Source organism: Arthrobacter sp. 10T425 (assembly GCF_056393985.1).
On sequence record NZ_JBFTGZ010000016.1, the window covers coordinates 63,088 to 81,395 of the forward strand.

An 18,308-nucleotide genomic window follows, 5' to 3' on the forward strand; every position below is an offset into this window, starting at 1 on the left:
GGCGCCCGTTTTGGTCACGGTCCGTTACTTCTCCCAGGGCGCCTTGATGGGGTAGTACTTCTCCAGGAAGTCCGTGACCAGTTCGGCCCGCTCTTCCGCCGGGACCTCGGGGAAGCTGCCGTCGTTGAGGCAGAAGAAGTCCATGTTCCGCTTGGCCAGGAGCTTGGGCAGGTAGTTCAGGCCGGCCCGCGCCGTGGTGTCCACATACCTCACCTTGGCAGCTGTCTGGGTCACGGCCCGGCCCGTGAGCAGCGCGTAGTAGTGGTAGAACGAGTTGGTCACGGAGATGTTGTCCGCTGCCCGGAAGGTACTCGCGGCGGTCTTGGCAAACTCGGCCGGGAACTCCTGCTCCATCTGCTCGACCACGCTGCGCCGCAACGGGGCCGCCGTGTGCTCCAGGTGCCGGGTGGTGATGCGGCCGAAGCGGTTCCAGAGCAGCTTGCGGTTCACGCGGGCGGCGTTCTCAAAGCCGCTGCGTTCGGCGTCGTTGTCGCCCAGGCCGATCCGGGTCTCGGCCTCGATGAACTTCGTGATGCCGCCCGGGGTGAAGAACATGTCCGGGCCCACGGCGCGGCCGAAGAACATGTCGTCGTTCGAATACAGGAAGTGCTCGGAGAGCCCCTCGATGTGGTGCAGCTGACACTCCACGGCCTGCGAATTGTGCGTGGGCAGAACCGACGTGTCGGCGAAAAACTCTTCGCTCCGGACGATCGTCACACTCGGGTGGTCGGCCAGCCATGACGGCGCGGGGGAGTCCGTGGCGATGAAGATCCGGCGGATCCACGGCGCAAACATGTACACCGAGCGCAGGGCGTACTTGAGCTCATCGATCTGGCGGAAGCGGGCCTCGTGGTCATCGCCCTCGCCCACCACCACGCCGGCCATGCGGGCGCGGCGGGCCGCGATGTACTCGGGGGAGCTGCCGTCAACCCATGAGAAGACCAGGTCGACGTCGAAGCTGATGTCGCTGGCGTGGTCCGCGAACATGTTCTCGATGGTGGGCCACGTGTGGCCGTAGCGTTCCACCGTGCCGCGCACTGCATCCTGGGCCAGCATGGTGCGGCGCGTCAGGGAGTTCTCGATCGGCAGGATCAGCTGATCGCCTTCGAAGCTCCACAGCTCCAGCTGGACGCCGGCGGAAGCCCCGAATTCAAAACCGCCTTCGGGTTCGACCCTGGGCCGGTAAAGCCGGAAGATCCGGGCCTGGCGGTTCGGCGACAGCTCGCCGTCGGCCACCAGCACGGACGACTTCTTCTTTGCATCCACGCTCATGGAATACATCGGCTCGTCGCGGCACGCCTCCACGAGGGCGTCGCGAAGTTCCTTGCGGTCTTTCCAGTCGACGGCGACCACAGGGCGGTGGTTGTTGCCGCGGACCAGCAGGTAGCCGATACCGGCGCCGGCCAGGACGGAACGCAGGAACATCAGGTCCTCGACCATGGCCTGGTACGGCGTGCGGTTTTCGTTGATCAGCGCATAGCGGCCGCGGTGGCGGACAACATCGGAGCGGGTCCGGAATCTGGCGACTGCGGCCGCCGACGTGACCTCGGCGTGGGCGTCCACAGATGCCTGGCTGCCATAGTAAATCTCGTCTTGGATCGCTGCTTCGGTAATGTCTGAGCTCCCGCTTCTTTGAGTGCGTTGGTGTCTACTTGCATGATAACGCGGGCCTCAAAATTGCCGCGGAAAACCGGCCGCCGCGCGGCGTGCGTGACGACGAAATGTGACGGACCGTAACGGTGAAGCGTAACGGCGGAGCAGGGCCTCAGCCGGTGACGACGGCCAGCCAGTGGTGCAGGAAGGCGGCACCGGCGTCGTCGTGGATCACGTCTTCGCCGAGCCCCAGATCGGCGGCGGTGAGGACATCGTAGGGTTTGACCGGGATGCCGTCCGCGGGCCGGACGTCGACGTGCTTCACGGCGTGGTCGTTGTGGTGCAGCCAGTCGGCCATGGCGTAGTCCGTGCGGGAATCGCCCACCGTGCGCCAGGCCTGCGGCGTGATCCCCTGCGCGGCCAGGAACTCCACGGCCCGGCTCGCGCCCAGGTCCTTGCCCAGCCGGACCGATTCGATATCGGTGGAGATGATGGTCGGATCGACGCGGAAGTCGACCTGGTCATCCGAATCGGGGACGTGGTGGTCCAGCCGCACCACGCCGAGCCCGTGCCGGGCCATGAGGCCCATGGCGTCGGCGTCGAAGAGTTCCTGCTCGGCCCGGTAGTCGGGGTTGGGGACGGCAATGTGCTGCTCCACGGAGACCATGGCCCGCTTGGTTTCGTCGTAGAACATGTGGGCGGAGTAGTCCTCGGCCACCAGACGGCGGACGTCATCGCCGAAGGCCTGCGGAATGGCGAGCTCGTGGTCCACGTGGACCGGGCCGGGGCCTTCCGCGGTGTAGCTGAACCAGACGGCGCCCTTCTCGCAAATGGCGTGGATGAGGGTGCCTGCGGGCATCCCGGCGGCGATCATCGGTTCCATGACCTGCTCGCGGATGAACGCGTCCGACCGGCCGGTGTTGAAGATGACCGGCACGCCGGCGGCGGCCAGGGCCACCAGATCGGCGATGATGCCGGGCTGCACCTCGCGGGTGACCGGGCTCGCGACCGGACCGTCGACGTCGAGCAGCAGCGCCAGCACGGGAGCCGACGGCGACGGAACAGGGACAGTCTCGGGTGAAGTCATACGGCCATTCTGTCAGCCGCACGGGACGTTTGGGTGAACCGCGCAGCAGATCGACGGCCCGGCGCTGGATGTGACATGCGGCAGGCGCTGGTCGTGTCAATGCGTCGTGTGACAAATGGTTACCGTTTGGCCACAACCTCACGCCGCCGGGGGACATTCGTTCCTTCGGGCGTCCAAGTTCCCTAGGCTGGCATGGTGATATTCAAAGCTGTGGGCGAGGGACGCCCGTACCCCGACCATGGTTACACCACGCCCAAGGACTGGGCGGCCCTGCCCCCGCGTCCTGTCCGGCTTGATGAGCTGGTGACCACGAAGCGCACACTGGACCTTGAAGCCCTGCTGGCCGAGGACTCCACGTTTTTCGGCGACCTCTTTCCGCACGTCGTGGAATACCGCGGCGTCCTCTACCTTGAAGACGGCCTGCACCGGGCAGTCCGCACCGCGCTGCACCAGCGCACCGCAATCCACGCGCGGGTCCTCGTGATAAATGGCTAGGAAGCCGCCAGACGTCAGAGTCCTGCACGGGCACCGCGTCATCAGTGGCTCCGAGCTGCGGGCCACGTTCGTGGAGCAGGACGATACGGCACAGAACCCCCACCGCCTGCGGCGCAGGATCCTGCACGGCGTTGTCCTCGTGATGCTTGTCGGTCTCATCGTGGCCGCGATCGTGGTGGCCCTCGCCATCATGAACGGCCAGATCAAGATCCCCGGGGCGGAGCGGAGCAAGGCGGCAGTGTCGGTGTGCCCGGCGGCCACCTACGACTACGCGCCGCCGGAGAAGGTCCACGTCAATATCTACAACTCCACGAGCCGGCCGGGCCTGGCCCGGAGCGTGGCCGACCAGCTTGCCGCCCGGAAGTTCCTGGTGGGTGCCGTCGGGAACACGACGTCGAGCTACCGCGGCGTGGCGCTGGTGGTCTCCGGTGCCGCCGGCCAGTCGGCCGCCTTCAGCGTCCAGCGCCACGTGCCCGGCTCGGACTATGTCCAGGACGGCCGCGCTGACCCGAGCGTGGACGTGATCATTACCGGCGACTTCAAGGAACTGGCCAAGCCGGAACTCGTGGACCAGACGCCGGGCCAGCTCAGCTGCCCCCGCGAGAACCGGCGCATCGTGGATGAGGCCACGCTGCCCGCCGTACCCACGGCGACGCCCGGCACGGGCTAAGGCACGGCCTGCCAGCCTTCCAGCCTTCCCGGCGCCGCGGCCTAGCGGATGGTGCGGACCGGCCGGCCGGCGTCGTCAAACCTCGCCCCGGCCCCCAGCTGGACAAACCGCACCGTCCGGGCGAGCCGTGCCTCGGCCCCGGCGTCCTGGCCCGCCCCGTCGCCCCGCGCAGCGCTTGAGGAGAGCGTGCCGTGGATGAGCTGGGCCAGCTGGGCAATGTCCGACTCGGGCAGGTACCCCTGGGCCATGCCGTCGCGCAGGATGCCCCGCAGGAGCACGCTGAGCTCACCCACGTGGTCGGCAAGTTTGGCAAACGACGACGGCGAGAGCACCGCCGCCATGGCCGGGCCCGGCGGCAGGTGGCGCCGGCTCAGGTCCTCCACCTGGGCGCGGACGTAGACGGCCAGGCGCTCCACCGGGTTCTCCAGCGCATCGAGGGATTCGCGCAGATCGAGCAGGAACCGCTCGGTTTCATCCAGAGCGTAGGCGATGAGGAGCTCTTCGATATCCGCGTAGTAGTTGTAGACGGCGGTCCGGCCGATCTGGGCATGGCGCGCGACGTCCGTCATGGTCAGGCCGGGGAGCCCGTGGGTGAAGAGGAGTTCCCCGAATGCGGTCAGGATGCGACGCTGGGTCTCGGCACGTTGGGCGGCGTTGCTCGCGGCCGAAATCCTAGGCATACGCACACTTTAGCGCGATCTGTCACCAAAGCAGCCGGGCGGCGGACTGTGACACGGCCGGGCTACGAACATCGACCGGTTCTGAGGGGCCACACCTGTATCCACCGCCTCAACTGGGGGTGTCTGATAGACACTGCCACCGCCCGTCCGGGCTGCGTAGCGTGGTGGATGTGGACAGAAAAGACGAAATCCGAGACTTCCTGATCTCGCGCCGGGCGAAGATCACCCCGGATCAGGCCGGGCTCCCCAACTATGGCGAACTGCGCCGCGTTCCGGGGCTGCGTCGGGAGGAAGTGGCACAGCTGGCCGGGGTAAGCACGGACTATTACACGCGGCTGGAACGCGGCAGCATCCGCGGCGTCTCGGACTCGGTCCTCGACGCTGTGGCCTCCGCCCTTCAGCTGGATGAGGCAGAGCGGACACATCTGATGGACTTGGCCAGGACGGCCAACACGCCGTCCTCCCGGAGGCCGGCGCGCCGGCCACCGCAGCAGAGGGTCCGTCCCGGAGTATTGCGTTTGCTGGACGGGATGACCGGAGCGGTCGCCCTGGTGCAGAACGGACGCTCGGACGTGCTGGCCGCCAACTCCTTGGGGCGCGCGCTGTACGGGCCGGTGTTCGAGTCCACAGCAGCCGCTGGTCCGGAGGCTCCGGGCCAGCTGCCGAACCAGGCCCGGTACCTCTTCCTCGATCCGGGGGCAGGGGACTTCTACCCCGATTGGTCCGCAATCGCTGCCACCACGGTGGCGATGCTCCGATCGGAAGCGGGACGGAATCCCCATGACCGCGCATTGAACGAACTGGTCGGCGAGCTGACCACACGCAGCGGGCACTTCGCCGCCTTGTGGGCCGGCCATGACGTAAGGATCCACACCACGGGAACCAAGCGCTTCCACCATCCGGTCGCCGGCGACGTGTCGCTGCAGTTCGAGACGCTCGACCTTCCCGGCGATGAGGGACAAACCCTGTACACCTTCACTGCAGAGCCGGGGTCCGCATCCGAAAACGCGCTGGCGTTCCTTGCCAGCTGGGCGGCATCGCCCCCGGCGAAAACCGCAACCAGCGACCCTTCCATCCCGGATCTGCGCTCCCACGCGCGGCCCGGAACACCCAACCCAGGAAAGACAGAACATGACTGAGCACAACGACGCCAAGACCGGACAGAAAGTCTGGTTCATCACCGGGGCAGGCCGCGGTATGGGCATTGACATCGCCAAGGCCGCCCTGGCCGCCGGCCACGCAGTCGTCGCCACCGGCCGAAACCCCGACAAGGTCGCCCAGGCCGTCGGCGAGAACGAGAACCTGCTGGCCGTAAAACTCGACGTCACCAACCCCGCCGACGCCACCGCCGCCATCGCCGCCGCCGTGGACCGGTTCGGCCGGATCGACGTGCTCGTAAACAATGCCGGCAACTTCTACGCCGGGTTCTTCGAGGAAATCACCCCGGAGGACTTCCGGGCCCAAATCGAAACCACCATGTTCGGACCCATAAACGTCACCCGCGCGGCCCTGCCCGTCCTGCGGGCCCAGCGCTCGGGCCTGCTGGTCACGATCTCCTCCACCGCCGGCATCGCCGGCGGGGAGTTCCTTTCTGCTTACGCCGCCTCGAAGTTCGGTGTGGAGGGCTGGGCCGAATCCCTGGCCCCCGAAGTCGCGCCGTTCGGAATCCGCACCATGATCGTTGAGCCGGGATTCTTCCGCACCGAGCTCCTCACCCCGGAATCCACCAGCTACGCGGCATCCACTATCGGGGACTATTCCGAGCGGGCCGAGCAGACAGTCACCGCGTGGAAAGGCATGAACGGCCTTCAGGGCGGGGACCCGGCCAAGCTCGCCGTCGCCCTCATTCAACTGGCGGAGCTGGATGAACCGCCGCTGCGCTTCGCCGCGGGAGCGGACGCTGTTGGAGTCTTTGAGGCCCGGGCCAAGGAACTCCAGGTCCAGGCCGACGCCCACCGCGAGCTCTCCAGCAACCTGGCCCACGACGACGCCTGACACCGACGCCTGACACCGACGCCTGACACCGAGGCAAGCGGATGACGTCGGGAGCCTCCCGCCGTCGTCCACCCAGTCTCGACATACCCGCCGGACGCCAATGGCTACCGGCCGCCCAAAAACCCTCGCCACGCTGTGGGCCATGCCCACATTCCAGGCCGGGGAACCACACCCAAAGGAAATACACCATGAAGAACGCACGCCTCGGAAGCCTGGAAGTCTCCCGCATCGGACTCGGCGCCATGACCATGGCCGGCACCTACACCAGCGAGGGCGCACTGGATAACGCGGAGTCGATCCGGACGATCCACCGTGCCCTTGACCTCGGGGTCACCCACATCGACACCGCGGAGATCTACGGGCCGTTCCTGAGCGAGAAGATCGTCGGCCAAGCCGTCAAGGGACGCCGCGATCAGGTCAGGATTGCAACGAAGTTCGGCCTGGTCTCCCATTCCGGCGGCGGCCCCGGCGTGGTCGACAGCAGCGCGTCGAACGTGAAGGCAGCCGTCGAGGGCTCCCTCAAGCGCCTCGGCACCGACCACATCGACCTGTACTACCAGCACCGGATCGACCGGAACACCCCGATCGAGGAGACGGCCGGCGCGGTTGCGGACCTGATCACCGAGGGCAAGGTGCTGCACTTCGGGCTGTCCGAGGCCTCCCCGGAGACCATCCGCCGGGCACACGCCGTGCAGCCGGTCTCGGCCCTGCAGACGGAGTACTCGCTGTGGACCCGGGACGTGGAGGCGGAGATCCTGCCGCTGCTGCGCGACCTCGAAATTGGGTTCGTTCCGTATTCGCCGCTCGGACACGGGCTGCTGACCGGCCAGATCCGCTCCGTCGAGGACTTCGCCGACGACGACTGGCGCAAGACCAACCCCCGGTTCACGGGTGAGAACTTCCGCCGCAACCTGGCGATCGTCGACGAGGTGAAGGCCATCGGCGCCGAGATCGGCGCGACCCCCGCGCAGACCGCCCTCGCGTGGCTGCTGACCCGCGGGATCGACATCGCCCCGATCCCCGGCACCCGCCGGGTCTCCAGGGTCGAGGAAAACACCGCGGCCGACGGCATCGAACTCACCCGTGACCAGCTGGAGCGGCTGAACTCGCTCCGGCCCGCCGCGGGGGAACGCCACGACGAGGCCAACATGGCCTCGATCGACAGCTGACAGGAACCCGGCACCAAACAAGGGGCGCGGATGCCCGATCCGCGCCCCTGGCAGCAACTTAGGATTCGACGTCGGCCGCGGCCATTGCCTTGTTCGTGAGGACGGGCATCATCCCCAGCAGCGCGAGCGTCAGCACTCCCATGATGCCGAACATGACCTGCAGGCCCAGCCATTGGGCCAGCAGACCGCCGGCTGCTGCACCAAGCGGCATGGTGCCCCACGCCAGCAGGCGGTAGGCGCTGTTGACTCTGCCCAGCAAGCGGTTGGGAGTAATGCGCTGGCGCAGGGATACGGTGATGACGTTCCAAAGCACGATCAGCATGCCGCCCACAAAGAAGATTGGGCCAAGAACATAGGGGTTGTCGGTCAGGGCGGGCGCACCTACGAACAGCGCGGCCCCGAAGATCGTCAGCATCAGGGACGTCGACCGGCCGAGCCTGGCCTCCACCCGCTCGGACATGAACGAGCCAACGAAGGCGCCGAGAGCGGAGGTGGTCAAGAGCAGGCCGAACCCCACTTCGGACAGCCCCATCTGTGAAGCCGGGCCCACGGCAAACAGCACGAAGACCGCGAAGGCCGCGCTGGATGCGAAGTTGAACACCCCGGTCATCACCGCGAGTGTGCGCAGGATCTTCTGGTTCCAGAGGAACCGCAGCCCCTCAGCAATGTCGAATCGCAGTGTCGTCTTCTGCTCACGTTCTGTGCGAAATGCCCCCGGGACCAGGAGCAGGCCGCCGACGGCCGCAAGCCACAGGGCCGCCGGCACGGCAACGCCCGCAACCAGGCCCATGGCCACCAGCAGCCCGCCCAGCGGGGGACCAATGAACTGGTTGGTGGTGAGCTCGACGGCGTAGAGCCGGCCGTTGGCGCGCGAGAGCTGATCCCTGTGCACCAGCTGGGGCATGATCGACTGCGCGGAGGTGTCGTAGAGCGTCTCAGCCACACCCACCATCAATGCGACAACGTACAGAGCCCAAACGGAGCCCACATCCAGCAACACGACGGCGGCCAGCAGGGCCGGCAGCACCGCCCGGCTGAGGTTGGCCCACAACATGAGCTTGCGCCGGTCCAGCCGGTCGGCCAGCGCGCCGGCAGTGAGGGCGAAGAGGAGCCAGGGAAGCGTCGCTGCGACGCTCAGTCCGGCAACCAGGGTGGGTGACTGGGTGAACTGAATGGCCAGCAGCGGCAGCGCGATCTTGAAGACGCCGTCCGCGAGGTTCGAGAGTCCGGACGAGGTCCACAGCTTCCAGTAGGACGCACCCAGCGGCGCACGATGCCGTTCCTTCACCTGCGCCGCGTGACTAGTCATAGGTGGACCATTCCACAGTGATTGAAAAAATTCAAGGCGATTGAATCCAGTACATCGGATTGTAGGATTGGGACATGACGGACGCAGAGCAGTCGAGCGCGGACCAAAAAAGACCAGTCGCGAGCGCCCGGGAAATTAAGGCGTTGGCCCATCCGCTGCGCCTGAGGATCCTGCGCCTGTGCGGGCTGCACGAACTGACCAACAAACAACTCGCCGACCGGCTGGGCCAGGACCCGGGAACGGTGCTTTATCACGTGCGGCAGTTGCTCTCAACGGGGTTCCTTGAACCCGCCGGGGTCCGCACGGGCGAGAGTGGCGCGCTGGAGAAGCCGTATCGTTCCACGGGGCGGTCCTGGAAGCTGGACACCGCACTGAGTGAAGCCGGTCCCGCCGGTCCGCTGGCCCCGCTCGAGGCGTTCCGGGAAGAGCTGACGGAAGCAGGACCGGACGCGCTCGCCAGCCTCTCACGCTTCGTTCTGCACCTCTCCGAGGAAGATGCTGAGGACCTCACCACGCGCATCCACGCTGTGCTGAGCGAATACACCGACAGTGACCGGCAGCGCTTGGACCAGCCCGCCTACGGCGGCATCTTTGTCCTGCACCGGACGTCAGACTAGGTCGCCGTCCTCCCGGAACGGGATTTGGGTCTTGCGCCGCCTTGGCGGGCTCTATTCGTAGATGGTGGGGATGGCCGGCTCGCCGGGCTGCAGCCTGTCCACCACCCGGGGCAGCTCCGCCATGGAGGCCGTGTGCCGGTCCCGCGCCCGCCCCACCCCGTCCGGGCCGGTCCAGCCGGGCAGGATTTCGCCGTCTTTCATGAACTGCTGCAGGAGGGGGCGTCCGTTTCTTCCGGCGGCCGGCGGGTGGTCCACGCCGAGGACCTCGTGGGTGGCGGTGCCGCGGTCGTCGAGGCGGCGCACGACGAACTTGCGCCCGCCCATGTTGATCTTGTCCTTCGAGGTCTTCGCCACGGCAGCCAGCTCACCGGAGTCACCGGCCCGGCTCACCAGCTTGTAGACCATCCCGGCCGTTGGCGCCCCGGATCCGGTCACCAGGGACGTGCCGATGCCATAGGAATCGGCCGGGGCGGAGCGGAGCGCGGCGACGGCGAATTCGTCCAGGTCCGAGGTCACCACGATCCTGGTGTGCACGTTGCCGAGGCTGTCCAGGAGTTCCCGGACCCACCGTGCCTGGGCCACGAGGTCTCCGGAGTCCAGCCGGATGGCCCCAAGTTTGTCTCCGGCGAGGTCGACGGCGGTACGGACCGCCAGTTCGACGTCGTACGTGTCCACGAGCAGCGTGGTGCCGGACCCGAGCGAGGCAAGCTGCGCCGCGAAAGCGTCGCGCTCGGAGTCGTGGAGCAGGGTGAAGGAGTGGGCCGCGGTGCCGATGGTCCGCAGGCCGTAACGCCGCCCGGCGGCCAGGTTGGAGGTGCCGGAAAAGCCCGCGATGACAGCCGCGCGGGCCGCCGCGGCGGCCGCTTCCTCGTGGGTGCGGCGGGAGCCCATCTCAATGCAGGGCCTGCCGCCGGCGGCGCTGGTCATCCGGGATGCGGCCGAGGCGATGGCGCTGTCATGGTTCAGCACCGACAGGACGTAGGTCTCCAGGACGCAGGCCTCGGCGAACGTCGATTCGACGATCAGGACGGGGGAGTGCGGGAAGTAGGCTTCACCTTCCGGATAGCCCCAGATGTCGCCGGAGAACCGGAAGGCGGCCAGATGCTCCAGGGTGTCCTCGTGGACCACGCCGGTGGCGGCCAGGAAATCGACGTCGTCCTCGTTGAAGCGGAAGTTCGCGATGCCTTCGAGGAGCCGGCCGGTGCCGGCCACGACCCCGTACCGGCGCCCGGACGGCAGTCCCCGGGCGAAGGCCTGGAAGATGGACCGGCGGTGCGCGGCCCCGGAGTGGAGGGCCGCCTGGAACATGGTCAGCTCATAGTGGTCGGTAAACAGGGAGGTCCGGGGTCCGTCCGGTCCGGCCGAAGTGTCCATGATCCACTCTAGGCCGGGCCGCCCGCAGCCGCAGGATGCCGCCCGTGCCGGGAGTTCGCCGGAAACGCCCCGAGTCGCCGGAAACTTCCGGCGAATCCGGGAGTTTCCGGCGACTTCGACGATGCCGGGCTCAGACGGGGCAGCCGTCCGGGCCGCAGGCGCCGGATTCCGCGGGGGAATCGGTGGTGGCGTCCGCGGCCTCCGCGCCGGCGCCCACCATGACCAGCGGGTGGCTGTCCTGCCACGCCTGCTCGAGGGCGGCGGTGAAGGTTTCGGCGGGTTGGGCACCGGAGAGTCCGAACTTCCGGTCGATCACGAAGAACGGGACGCCGCTGATGCCCAGGGCGCGGGCCTCGGCGATGTCGTTGCGGACGGCGTCGGCGTAGGCCTCGGTGCTGAACAGTTCCGCCAGTTCGCCCGCGTCGAGTCCGAGGTCCAGGCCCAGGGCGGTCAGGTAGTCCTGGCTGCCGATGTCCTTGCCATGCTCGAAGTGGTCGCTGAGCAGGCGTTCCTTCGCGACGTCCTGCTGGCCGTGGGCGGCGGCGAGGTGGATCAGTCGGTGGGCCGTGAAGCTGTTGGCGACCACGACGGCGTCGAACCGGTAGTTCAGCCCCTCGCCCTTGGCCTGGGCCGCGACGTGCTCGAACATCTGCGATACCTGCGCCGGCGCCATGCCCTTGCGCGTGCTCAGGTAGTCCAGTTCGGTGCCGTCGTAGTGCTCCGGGAGCGTGGGGTCCAGCTGGTAGCTGCGCCACTGCACCTCCACGGAATCGCGGTGCGGGAAGGCCGCGAGGGCGGTTTCGAAACGGCGTTTGCCGATGTAGCACCAGGGGCAGGCGACGTCGGACCAGATCTCAATCTTCATGCCCGCAACAACCGCGCCGCCGCCGGGTCCATTCCCCGGCGGCCTGTCGGCTTCGTCACGGCCCCACGGCTAAGGGTCCTCCCGGCTGAGGGCCGGCCGGCGCCCGCGGCCTCACGGCGCGACTGGGCGCTCCATCACGAAGTCGTGCTCCACGGTGTTGCCGAGCTGGAAGGACTTGGTGCCGACCTTGCGGAAGCCGGACTTTTCGTAGAACCGGATGGCGCGGGCGTTTTGGCTGTTCACGCCGAGCCAGAGCCCGCGGGCGCCGGCTTCCGCAGCCGCGCCGATGCTGGCGTGCATCAGTTCGGCCGAGGCGCCGAGTCCGTGGTGCTCGGGATGGACGTAGCACTTGCTGAGCTCGGTGCACGGCAATTCGCTCAGGACCGCGGCTACGTCCGGATCCCGGGTAGGGCCGGCCACCAGCAGGCTGTAACCGCGGAGGTCACCGTCGGCGTCGATCACCAGCACCGTGACCTCCGGATCTGCCAGATAGGCCCGGAAATTGGCCTCGCTCAGGGTATTGGCGAGGTGGGCCGCGATGTCCTCCGGCCGGGACTCCGGCGGGCACGCGAGCGGGAAGGTGACGGCCGCGAGTGCGGCCAGCTTCCCGGCGTCGTCCGCGGTTGCTGTCCGGATCCGGTGCGTCATAGCTAAACCCTAGCCCGCGGCGGGGCCCGGGCATCAACAAGAACTGGCGTGGTTGGGGGCTACATATCAGATGGCGTAGCGGAGGATTCCGACGGCCTCCACATTTTCCGGCATGTCGGATCGGCGCACGGCGAAGACCCGGGCGCCCGAGCCGAGGGCCCGACGGGCGATTTCCTCGACCACGTCCTGTCCGGTGTCACCGTCAAGGGTGAGCGCGCCGTCGTCTCCGACAGCACCTTTGACACTGGCATCCATGTCCACGGCGAGCGTCGCAATGGCGCCGAAGGCGGCGGCCCGCGCCAAGTCGCTGAGGTCGGCGGTGCCGCGGCCGCTGGGGCGACGCTCTTCAAACGTCGTTTGCAGGGCAACAAGGTCGGCCGCATAGATCCGGTCAAGTACGCCACGCGCCGCTTCCGCCAATTGGGCCGGGGTCAGTTCATCGGGGTTCCCCTCGATGCCCTCGGACGCGAGGTGGGCGTATCCTGCGAGGTTGCGGTAGATGCTCGCGAGCGGCTCCGTCGCAGCGATCACCAGCGGCAGGGACTGCCCGTTCAACAATGGACGAAGCACGTGGTCGACGGAACGGGCGTACTGGGCTAGCCGTACCTTTCGTCCCTCGTCGCCATGCAGCCGCCCGAAGTGGGAGCGGCCGCCGATCGATTCGAGCCCGACGGCACTGGCTGCACCCTGTGGCATGCCCGGTACTGTGACCTCTTCGGCCGGTCGGTCCGCCGTGACCTCGATGAGCCGTGCCCCGTTCTGGGAGATGGCGAGCACGAGCGCCGCGTTGGGGAAGGTGAGGGCACGGAGGAGCGGTGTGATGGCGAAACGATCGGCCACGCTTACGTGGTCTTCGAGATCGTTGGGCAAACGGAACTCGAGAATCGAAGTCGGCGTCACGAAGATGGCCAGGCTCCGCCCCATCTCAAACCAGAATTCCGGGGATCCCAGCAGCTCGTCGAGAAACGTTTCTATCGCGACGACCGCGTCGTTGCTTCCCGCTTCGCGGCGCTGTGCGACGGCGGAACTGAACAAGGACCGGGCTCTGGACTGATTGTCCTCCGAATGGGCAGGGACGCTGCTCGTCGAAAGATACACGGTGACGCTGTGTGGATCGCGCGCTGCGGCCAGCCGTTCCACGTCGTCCCGGGTCGGCATGTCGATGTGCATGGGGGTGCTCCTTTTTGCTATCTCTCGGCTGGGTCGCACGAGGAGGGGGAATGTTCCTGCACCTGCTCGATGCGCAAAGCCGCACCGAGGGGGAAGCAATACCGGATCAGCTCAGCATCGGACCGCTCGGAGTCCCATGTCAACAGTCGGCGGAACTTGCACTCGGGAGGTGTTCGGCGCCTCAAGGAGCACGTCCACGTTGGGGAACGCCAGCTCGCGCTCACCTGTGACGGGCGCGATCCAGACCTCGCAGCGCTGGCCGGGCTGAAGTTCCCGCGGTGCGATGGTGTTTTCCGGGATTTCCGGCACTCGAGGCTCCCGACGATGACAGCTGTGGACTGATAAGTTCCGCTACGGAATCGGACCAGGGCCACGGAATCGGTCCGGCGCAGCGCGGATCCGCGGTGCGCCGGACCGGTTTCGCCGCGTCTGTCCGGAAACGTAGCGGATCCGGACCCTGCGGCGCCCCGCTACTGCTTGAAGGCGGCGTCGAAGGAGGTGTTCGAGGCCGGGAAGTCGAACTTCTTCAGCGCGGCGAGGGCCTCCGGGGCGCCGTGGAGCCGGTCCATGCCCGCGTCTTCCCATTCGATCGAGATGGGGCCGTCGTAGCCGATCGCGGCCAGGGCGCGGAAGGACGATTCCCAGGGCACGTCGCCGCGGCCGGCGGAGACGAAGTCCCAGCCACGGCGCGGGTCGCCCCAGGGCAGGTGCGAGCCCAGCACGGTGTTGCGGCCGGTGGGGCGCAGCTTCGTGTCCTTGCAGTCCACGTGGTAGATCCGGTCCTTGAAGTCCCAGATGAAGGAGACGGGGTCGATGCCCTGCCACATGAAGTGGGAGGGGTCCCAGTTCAGGCCGAAGGCCTCGCGGTGCCCGATCGCCTCGAGGGTCCGGACGGTGGTCCAGTAGTCGTAGGCGATCTCGGAGGGGTGGACCTCGTGCGCGAAGCGGACACCGTTTTCGTCGAAGACGTCCAGGATGGGGTTCCAGCGGTCGGCGAAGTCCTGGTAGCCGGCCTCGATGACCTTTTCCGGCACGGGCGGGAACATCGCGACGTACTGCCAGATGGAGGATCCGGTGAACCCGACCACGGTGTCGACGCCGAGGGCTTTGGCGAGCCGGGCGGTGTGTTTCATTTCCTCTGCGGCGCGTTGGCGGACGCCTTCGGGGTCGCCGTCGCCCCAGACCCTGGCCCCGACGATCGCCTCGTGCCGGAAGTCGATCGGGTCATCGCACACCGCCTGGCCCTTGAGGTGGTTGGAGATGGCCCAGACCTTGAGGTTGTACTTCTCCAGCACGGCCAGCTTGGATTCGACGTAGCCGGGTTCGTCCCAGCGCCAGGCGTCCAGGTGGTCGCCGGACACGGCGATTTCCAGGCCGTCGTAGCCCCAGCCGGAGGCCAGGCGGGCGACTTCCTCGAAGGGCAGGTCGGCCCACTGGCCGGTGAACAGGGTGTACGGGCGGGGCATGTCAGGTTCCTTCGGTAATCGTTTGGGTGGTCCGTGCGGACGGGGTGAGCTGGATGAGTGAACTTTTGGCCGCGGTGCTTTCCTCCACGGCGGCGAGGATCCGCTGGACGCTCAGGCCGTCCTCGAACGACGGCGACGGCTGGGTTCCGTTGCCCACCGCGGTGAGGAAGTCGCGGATCTCGTGCGTGAACGTGTGTTCCCAGCCGATCACGTGGCCCTGCGGCCACCATGCTTCAAGGTACGGGTGCTCGGGTTCGTTGACGAGGATCCGGCGGAAGCCCTGTTCGCGGACCGGCACTGTGGCGTCCAGGAAGCCGAGCTCGTTCAGGTCCTCCAGATCGAAGAGCAGGGCTCCCTTGTCGCCATAGATCTCCAGCGTGAGCGAGTTCTTCCGCCCGGCGGCCACCCGGGAGACCTCCACCGAGGCGATGGCCCCGGAGGCGAGGGTCAGCGTGGCCCAGGCGGCGTCGTCGACCGTCACCTCCTCCAGCCCGGCAGCGCCCGGGCGTCGCGGCGTGAAAGTGTGCAGCCGGCCGGAGACCTCGGTGACCGGCTCGCCCAGGAGGAACAGCACCTGGTCGATCGCGTGGCTGGCAATGTCGCCCAGCGCCCCGGACCCGGCTGTGTCCTTGTTCAGCCGCCACGTCATGGGCGCATCCGGGTCCACGAGCCAGTCCTGCAGGTAGGCGGCGCGGACATGCCGGACGGCGCCGAGCCGGCCCCCCGCGATCAGCTCCCGGGCCAGCGCCAGGGCCGGGACCCGGCGGTAGTTGAAGCCGATCATGGACTGCACGCCTTCCTCCCGCGCGGTCCGGGCCGCCTCCGCCATGGCCTCGGCCTCGGCGAGGGTGTTGGCCAGTGGCTTCTCGACCAGGACGCGCCGTTCGAACGCCGGGACGTCGAAGTAGCTGGCAACATTCCGCCAGGCGTTCGAGTGGGCCTTGCCCATGAACGCGTACCCGATCATGGCCACACCCAAACGTGAACCGGCGGCGGGGCCGGGGGTGGTTTCGTGGGAATTCATTGCTGGTCCCTAGAGTGTGGAAGCGGTGGGGTCCCAGTCCTCGGGGACGGCTGCGGAGGTGGGCGCGGAGCTTTCCACATCGATGAACGTGCCCGAATCGACCGACTCGGAGATCGAGACCATGGTGTCCAGGACGTGGTAGGCGAGGTTGCCGGTGGCGCGGTGCGGAACGCCGGCGCGGATGGAGCGTGCCATGTCCAGCACGCCCATGCCGCGGCCCTGGCTGGGGCCGGTGGCCGGAATAGCGGTCCATTCCTCGTCGCCGGCGCGCCAGAGCCTGATGTCGCCGTCGAAGTAGTTTGGATCGGGCAGCGAGATGGTGGCCTCGGTCCCGGTGATCTCCACGAAGCCCATCCGCAGCCGCGGGGACTCGAAGCTGAACACGCTGTGGGAGGACGCGCCGGACTCGAACTGGGCCATGGCGGAGACGTGGGTGGGGACCTCGACCGTGAATTCCTCGCCGGCCTTGGGCCCGGAACCGATGACCCGGACCTCCTTTGCCTTGGAACCGGTCGCGGCCACACGGCGCACGGAGCCGAACGTCTGCACCAGGGCCGTGAGGTAGTACGGGCCCATGTCGAACAGCGGCCCGGCGCCGTGCTGGAAGAGGAACGCGGGGTTGGGGTGCCACGATTCCGGCCCGGGCGTCTGGAACGTGGTCATGGCCGTCAGCGGGGTGCCGATGTCGCCACGTTCGATCAGCCGCCGGGCAGTCTGCAGCCCGGCGCCCAGGAACGTATCCGGGGCGCAGCCCAGCCGCAGCCCCGCGGCGTCGGCCGTTTTCAGCAGGCCCAGGCCGGAATCGCGGTCCAGCGAGAACGGCTTTTCCGTCCAGACGTGTTTGCCGGCATCGACGGCGGCCGTGGCCACTTCCACGTGCGCGGCCGGGATGGTCAGGTTGACGATGATTTCGACGTCGGGGTGGTTCAGGGCGGCGTCCACCCCGCCCCACTCCGGGATGCCGTATTCCTTGGCCCGCGCCCCGGCCGCCTCCTCGAAGAGGTCGGCGATCACGTGGACCTTAAGGTCGGGGAAGACGGTCAGGTTGTCCAGGTACTGCTTGCTGATGTTGCCGGCGCCGATGACGGCGACGCCCACGGGGCCGCGGCCGGCGGCACGGTTCGCTGCTACACGGTTCGGTGCGGCGCTCATGCGTTCACGCCCTGCGCGCCGGCGGAACCGCTTTGCAGGTAGCCCAGGCTCTGGGCGATGCCGTCGAAGATGTCGCCGGAGTAGTCGTCGAATTCCACGACGCCGACTTCGAGGGACTGCGCCGCGGCGATGACGTCCCGCACGGCGATCTTGCCCTGCCCGGCCGGCTGCTGCGCCTTGGTGTCCGTGGAGACGGGGCCGTCCTTGATGTGGATGAATCTGACCCTGTCGCCGAGACGCTGCAGCAGTTGCACCGGGTCCTGGCCGCCGACGGCGGCCCAGTAGGTGTCCACTTCCAGGACGAGTTCCGGGTCCAGGAGTCCCTCGAAGTACTCCAGGGCGGTCTGGCCCTCGATGCTGGACTCCAGCTCCCAGGCGTGGTTGTGGTAGCCGACGCGGATGCCGTACCCGGCGCCCTTCTTGGCGGCGGCGTTGAGCCTCGCTGCGGTGGCCTGGATGTCCTCGGCGGACTGCCAGTGCTCGGCCGGGAGGTAGGGGTCGATCACCGTGGTGATGCCCAACTCCTTGGCCGCGGCGAAGATTTCGTCCTGGTCCTGGCTCAGCAGCGGGGCGTGGCCGGACGGGGCGGTCAGGCCGTTCTCCTTCAGGGCAGCGCCGAGCTCGGCGGCCGTGGCGACGAAGTTGTAGGGCTCAACCTGGGTGAAACCGAGTTCGGCGACCTTTTTGATGGTGCCGGGCAAGTCTTCCTGGAGGGCGTTGCGGAGGGTGTACAGCTGGATTGAATAAGACACGGGATTCCTTTGCACGAGTTCGGCTTCGAAGGTGTGAGGGTCAGCCCTGACGGCGGGAAGGGGCGTCCATTCCGTTTGATTCTGCGCGAAGAAGGACTGCACGCCCACGGGCAGCGAGATGGTTTGTCTGGAGCGGAGGAACACGATGGCTCCAAACTAGGGAGACTTTTGCCGGGCGTCAAGCAAAAGTTGGAAACTACGTGTCAATCTTTGTGAAGCGTGACATGCAGAAGATCTTCGTG

General features: G+C 67.5%; 18 protein-coding genes. 6 read left to right on the forward strand and 12 right to left on the reverse strand.

The window, feature by feature from the left end; genetic code table 11:
* Positions 1 to 24: 24 nt before the first annotated feature.
* Positions 25 to 1,563 carry a stealth family protein gene (locus AC1DDH_RS17025; RefSeq protein WP_230007875.1) on the reverse strand — a complete coding sequence of 513 codons (1,539 nt, stop codon included), beginning with the start codon at positions 1,561 to 1,563 and terminating at the stop codon, positions 25 to 27.
* 202 nt (positions 1,564 to 1,765) lie between these two features.
* On the reverse strand, positions 1,766 to 2,680 hold the full coding sequence (locus AC1DDH_RS17030) for a Cof-type HAD-IIB family hydrolase (protein ID WP_476850520.1): 915 nt from the start codon (positions 2,678 to 2,680) through the stop codon (positions 1,766 to 1,768).
* Between the two features lie 195 nt (positions 2,681 to 2,875).
* Here AC1DDH_RS17030 and AC1DDH_RS17035 point away from each other — a divergent pair, with 195 nt between their 5' ends.
* Positions 2,876 to 3,175 (forward strand): type II toxin-antitoxin system VapB family antitoxin, encoded by a 300-nt coding sequence (locus tag AC1DDH_RS17035; RefSeq protein ID WP_026266597.1) that lies wholly within the window; start codon positions 2,876 to 2,878, stop codon positions 3,173 to 3,175.
* Complete coding sequence (locus AC1DDH_RS17040) at positions 3,168 to 3,845, forward strand: LytR C-terminal domain-containing protein (protein WP_476955902.1); 678 nt, start codon at positions 3,168 to 3,170, stop codon at positions 3,843 to 3,845. The genes AC1DDH_RS17035 and AC1DDH_RS17040 overlap by 8 nt, the downstream gene beginning before the upstream one ends.
* 41 nt (positions 3,846 to 3,886) lie before the next feature.
* Here AC1DDH_RS17040 and AC1DDH_RS17045 read toward each other — a convergent pair whose 3' ends face one another.
* Positions 3,887 to 4,525, reverse strand: a complete 639-nt coding sequence (locus tag AC1DDH_RS17045; RefSeq protein ID WP_476860048.1) for a TetR/AcrR family transcriptional regulator — start codon at positions 4,523 to 4,525, stop codon at positions 3,887 to 3,889.
* Between the two features lie 170 nt (positions 4,526 to 4,695).
* Here AC1DDH_RS17045 and AC1DDH_RS17050 point away from each other — a divergent pair, with 170 nt between their 5' ends.
* The 3 genes from AC1DDH_RS17050 to AC1DDH_RS17060 all read left to right on the forward strand — a co-directional run bounded on the left by AC1DDH_RS17050 (position 4,696) and on the right by AC1DDH_RS17060 (position 7,689).
* Positions 4,696 to 5,664, forward strand: coding sequence for a helix-turn-helix transcriptional regulator (locus AC1DDH_RS17050; RefSeq protein WP_476857672.1), 969 nt, complete (start codon positions 4,696 to 4,698; stop codon positions 5,662 to 5,664).
* On the forward strand, positions 5,657 to 6,520 hold the full coding sequence (locus AC1DDH_RS17055) for an SDR family oxidoreductase (RefSeq protein WP_476871031.1): 864 nt from the start codon (positions 5,657 to 5,659) through the stop codon (positions 6,518 to 6,520). The genes AC1DDH_RS17050 and AC1DDH_RS17055 overlap by 8 nt, the downstream gene beginning before the upstream one ends.
* 188 nt (positions 6,521 to 6,708) lie before the next feature.
* Positions 6,709 to 7,689: an aldo/keto reductase gene (locus AC1DDH_RS17060; RefSeq protein WP_476955903.1), complete on the forward strand. Its 981-nt coding sequence runs from the start codon at positions 6,709 to 6,711 to the stop codon at positions 7,687 to 7,689.
* A gap of 58 nt (positions 7,690 to 7,747) precedes the next feature.
* On the opposite strand, the gene AC1DDH_RS17065 is transcribed toward AC1DDH_RS17060, so the two are convergent.
* Positions 7,748 to 8,998, reverse strand: a complete 1,251-nt coding sequence (locus AC1DDH_RS17065) for an MFS transporter (protein WP_476931416.1) — start codon at positions 8,996 to 8,998, stop codon at positions 7,748 to 7,750.
* Between the two features lie 74 nt (positions 8,999 to 9,072).
* On the opposite strand from AC1DDH_RS17065, the gene AC1DDH_RS17070 reads away from it, so the two are divergent.
* Positions 9,073 to 9,615: an ArsR/SmtB family transcription factor gene (locus AC1DDH_RS17070; RefSeq protein WP_476860052.1), complete on the forward strand. Its 543-nt coding sequence runs from the start codon at positions 9,073 to 9,075 to the stop codon at positions 9,613 to 9,615.
* 51 nt (positions 9,616 to 9,666) lie between these two features.
* Here AC1DDH_RS17070 and AC1DDH_RS17075 read toward each other — a convergent pair whose 3' ends face one another.
* From AC1DDH_RS17075 to AC1DDH_RS17110, 8 genes are all read right to left on the reverse strand, one after another.
* Positions 9,667 to 10,989: a nicotinate phosphoribosyltransferase gene (locus AC1DDH_RS17075; protein WP_476955904.1), complete on the reverse strand. Its 1,323-nt coding sequence runs from the start codon at positions 10,987 to 10,989 to the stop codon at positions 9,667 to 9,669.
* Positions 10,990 to 11,119: 130 nt separating this feature from the next.
* Positions 11,120 to 11,854, reverse strand: a complete 735-nt coding sequence (locus AC1DDH_RS17080; protein WP_476850528.1) for a DsbA family oxidoreductase — start codon at positions 11,852 to 11,854, stop codon at positions 11,120 to 11,122.
* A 111-nt stretch (positions 11,855 to 11,965) separates the two neighbouring features.
* Positions 11,966 to 12,502, reverse strand: a complete 537-nt coding sequence (locus AC1DDH_RS17085) for an N-acetyltransferase family protein (RefSeq protein ID WP_476850529.1) — start codon at positions 12,500 to 12,502, stop codon at positions 11,966 to 11,968.
* A 66-nt stretch (positions 12,503 to 12,568) separates the two neighbouring features.
* Positions 12,569 to 13,672: a baeRF11 domain-containing protein gene (locus AC1DDH_RS17090; protein WP_230007784.1), complete on the reverse strand. Its 1,104-nt coding sequence runs from the start codon at positions 13,670 to 13,672 to the stop codon at positions 12,569 to 12,571.
* A 470-nt stretch (positions 13,673 to 14,142) separates the two neighbouring features.
* Entirely contained in the window at positions 14,143 to 15,138 is a 996-nt protein-coding gene (locus tag AC1DDH_RS17095; protein WP_476955905.1) for a sugar phosphate isomerase/epimerase family protein, read from the reverse strand.
* A gap of 1 nt (position 15,139) precedes the next feature.
* On the reverse strand, positions 15,140 to 16,162 hold the full coding sequence (locus tag AC1DDH_RS17100; RefSeq protein ID WP_476955906.1) for a Gfo/Idh/MocA family protein: 1,023 nt from the start codon (positions 16,160 to 16,162) through the stop codon (positions 15,140 to 15,142).
* A gap of 9 nt (positions 16,163 to 16,171) precedes the next feature.
* Positions 16,172 to 17,314 carry a Gfo/Idh/MocA family protein gene (locus AC1DDH_RS17105; RefSeq protein WP_476955907.1) on the reverse strand — a complete coding sequence of 381 codons (1,143 nt, stop codon included), beginning with the start codon at positions 17,312 to 17,314 and terminating at the stop codon, positions 16,172 to 16,174.
* Positions 17,311 to 18,066 carry a sugar phosphate isomerase/epimerase family protein gene (locus AC1DDH_RS17110; protein ID WP_476955908.1) on the reverse strand — a complete coding sequence of 252 codons (756 nt, stop codon included), beginning with the start codon at positions 18,064 to 18,066 and terminating at the stop codon, positions 17,311 to 17,313. The genes AC1DDH_RS17105 and AC1DDH_RS17110 overlap by 4 nt, the downstream gene beginning before the upstream one ends.
* Between the last annotated feature and the right edge of the window lie 242 nt (positions 18,067 to 18,308).